The organism is Enterococcus sp. CSURQ0835, from assembly GCF_902706605.1.
Taxonomy (GTDB): Bacteria; Bacillota; Bacilli; order Lactobacillales; family Enterococcaceae; genus Enterococcus_A.
In genome coordinates, this window is sequence record NZ_CACSLH010000061.1 from 1 (window position 1) to 2,911 (window position 2,911).

The 2,911-nt window shown below is 40.6% G+C and carries 5 protein-coding genes; all 5 read right to left on the bottom strand.

What is annotated here, in order from left to right; all coding sequences use genetic code 11:
- Nucleotides 1-211: 211 nt before the first annotated feature.
- The 5 genes from GVJ38_RS13970 to GVJ38_RS14375 all read right to left on the bottom strand — a co-directional run bounded on the left by GVJ38_RS13970 (nucleotide 212) and on the right by GVJ38_RS14375 (nucleotide 2,399).
- A complete protein-coding gene (locus tag GVJ38_RS13970) occupies nucleotides 212-1,069 on the bottom strand; it encodes an aldo/keto reductase (RefSeq protein WP_159723803.1) in 858 nt (285 codons plus the stop codon).
- 94 nt (nucleotides 1,070-1,163) lie between these two features.
- Entirely contained in the window at nucleotides 1,164-1,475 is a 312-nt protein-coding gene (locus GVJ38_RS13975; protein WP_159723804.1) for a carboxymuconolactone decarboxylase family protein, read from the bottom strand.
- A gap of 26 nt (nucleotides 1,476-1,501) precedes the next feature.
- Nucleotides 1,502-1,924 (bottom strand): cupin domain-containing protein, encoded by a 423-nt coding sequence (locus tag GVJ38_RS13980; protein WP_159723805.1) that lies wholly within the window; start codon nucleotides 1,922-1,924, stop codon nucleotides 1,502-1,504.
- A gap of 26 nt (nucleotides 1,925-1,950) precedes the next feature.
- Nucleotides 1,951-2,226 (bottom strand): flavodoxin, encoded by a 276-nt coding sequence (locus GVJ38_RS14370; protein WP_235032922.1) that lies wholly within the window; start codon nucleotides 2,224-2,226, stop codon nucleotides 1,951-1,953.
- Complete coding sequence (locus GVJ38_RS14375) at nucleotides 2,193-2,399, bottom strand: hypothetical protein (protein WP_235032923.1); 207 nt, start codon at nucleotides 2,397-2,399, stop codon at nucleotides 2,193-2,195. The genes GVJ38_RS14370 and GVJ38_RS14375 overlap by 34 nt, the downstream gene beginning before the upstream one ends.
- Nucleotides 2,400-2,911: the final 512 nt, after the last annotated feature.

The following is a 2,911-nucleotide window of genomic DNA, read 5'->3' on the forward strand; positions in this document are numbered from 1 at the left end:
TTATACAGAGGAAAGTATTTTAGAAAACTAAAACTAACGACAAACAAACGGCTAGACAGAAGAGCTGCCTAGCCGCTTGTAATATTCTACTGATTTCACTCTACCAACACTAGTTGACAAAGAGCCACTAAAACTGGCTCGTTCCCTGGTTTTGATTTGGCTAGGCATGATCAAACGCTGCTTAGCTTCGCATCTTGATCTGCCCTAGCGCTTATTTTTTATTGTACACTGGGAACTGACTTGAATCCCCATAATCGGCAATCGGTTTGAATTTTTTCAATTGTTCTAGATCCTCAGCCGTTAGTTCAAAATCCAGCTCGCTATTCGCTTTGATATGCGCTTTGTTTGCTGATTTTGGTAACGGCAACAGACCTAATGCTAAACAGTAGCGAATCGCTAATTGCGGAACACTGACGTGATACTTTTCAGCCATTTTTTTCAATTCAGCATTTTTCAATAATTCACCGTGTCCGACAGGTGAATACGCTTCGATTAACAGATTTTGTTGCTGGCAATAATCGATCAAGTCAAACGGTGTGTTTGAAATGTGCGCCAACACTTGATTGACAGCTGGTTTGATCGTAGCATGAGCCAAAATATTTTCGACATCGTGCTGATTGAAATTCGATAAGCCTATCGCCCGGATCTTGCCTGCTTGATACGCGTCTTCTAATGCTCGCCAAGCTTCAACATTACCTGCATCATAGTTTGCTTCTCTAAATTCTGCCCATGGTTGTGGCGCATGAATGATCATTAAATCGATCGTATCTAAGCCTAATTTTTCTAACGACTCGTCAATTGACTGGGCGGCAGCTTCATAAGTTTTATGTTCAGCGGCTACTTTAGTCGTGACAAAAAGCTCTGAACGATCAATGCCCGCTGTTCGAATCGCCTCGCCCACTCCGCGTTCATTTTCATAAGCTTGAGCGGTATCGATGTGACGATATCCGAGTGCCAGCGCATCTTTCACCGCTTGAACCACATTCTCGTCATCGATCATCCAAGTGCCAAAACCGACTTTAGGGATTTTGACCCCATTATTTAACGGATACGTTTCTTGTAAAATCATACTTGTCTGCTCCTTCCAATCAAAATTAAATATAAAACTCTTGCTTCAACCATATCGTATTTGTTTTACTTATTTCAACTTTCAACCCAGTGGATCAGACAAAAATTTCTTTTGCCATTGAAAAGGCACTCCACGCTTTAGGCCAGCCTGCATAAAAAGCTAAATGCGTGATCAAAGCAGTGATCTCTTCTTTAGTGACGCCATTTTCTTTTGCGATCTTCAAATGAGCTTCTAGTTGCGGTGCCCCCAGCGCTAATAATGCCGCGCACGTAATCATACTTCGATCATGGGCGGATAGTTCAGCTTCTTTAGCCCACACTTCTCCAAACAAAACATCATCATTCAAGGCTGCAAATTGAGGAGCAAATTCTCCTAATTGTTCTCTGCCAGCAGTTTGTTTTTTCATTTGACTCGGCTCCTTTCGTTTTTCAATTAATTCGCTGGATTGGCTAATTTTTCATACCAGTCATCATCCACCGGTTCGAGCCATTCGGGAGTACCGGCTGTAATAGCAATATGTTCAAACCAACTGTCTTTTGTCGCACCGTGCCAATGTTTCACGCCATCGTGAGTCACCACCACATCGCCAGCTTTTAAAAAGCGTGCTGGCTGACCGGCTTCTTGATACCAGCCTTCGCCACCTGTTACTAATAATAATTGAAAGCCAGCATGATGAATGTGCCAATTATTGCGGCAACCAGGTTCAAAAGTTACATTTGAGACCCCCACACTAATTTCAGGATCAGAAACTAAACCTTGTAAATAACTTTGGCCAATAAAATATTGAGCGAAAGCGTCATTTTTTGCTCCACTTGGAAAAATGACACCTTGTTTTACTTCTTCATGTTTTGCCATCGTACATTCCTCCATTCCTAAATTTTTCACCGCCAAGATGCTAACCAATTTTTGACGGCGGCTTCAGACTGTTCAGCACAGGAACCTCGAATGGGAAGTCCTGTTTGGATGGTCGCAGCTGGACATGATTTTTTCAAATCAACTAGGCTACTGCCAAGCGCACTGCCTTCATGAGTACAAAAAGGATAGATGTCCAGCCCTGTTGTTTCAAAGTCAGCTAAAAAAGTCGCGACGATTTGCGGATAACTGCCCCACCAATTAGGATAGCCTAGAAACAGAGCCTCAAGTTTTGAACGTTCCAACTCAAAAGGCTGATAAGCCACTCGTTTGGCAAGCTTTTTTCAGCTTCTGCTCGTCGGACTGTTTCATCATAACTAGCGGGATACGCTTCAAGTGCTTTTAACTCGATCGGTTCGAGCTTCAACTGACTGGCGATTTTTTGGGCCACGATTGCCGTATTGCCGATCGTGATCATTTGGCGTTTCCCACCAACGAAATTCTCCCCTGACCGAGAAAAAAAAGACGACTGCTGCTTTCACCTAAATCCCTCCTTGTAAACTAAAGCTACGCCAGCTGTTCAACATAATTAGCCTCAACCTATTTTACATTCCGTCCAATGCCTATTTCACATAGGCCCATGCTCTAAAAGCATATGAAATAAATGAGAACACCTTCGTTTTAATCAGACGTTATCTTCCAAAGACGAAAAATGAACATTCTAGAAGATCAGCAGATTAACAAAAAAATTAACTTAGAAAATGTTTAGATCGAAAATTACCTGTTTAAGTCTTTTCAAAAAAGTGCTGCATTTGATTTAAAAAATTAAGTCATAAAACAATAAAAATCTATTGATTGTTGATTTGATTCTTTTTAAATTTTCTTTCTATTTATTTCTTTTTTAGAGTTTATTATTTAATAGAAATGACAAAAATATTTTTGAAGAGATCTAATCCGTGATTTTTGCTTTTTGTAATTCAATATTTTAAA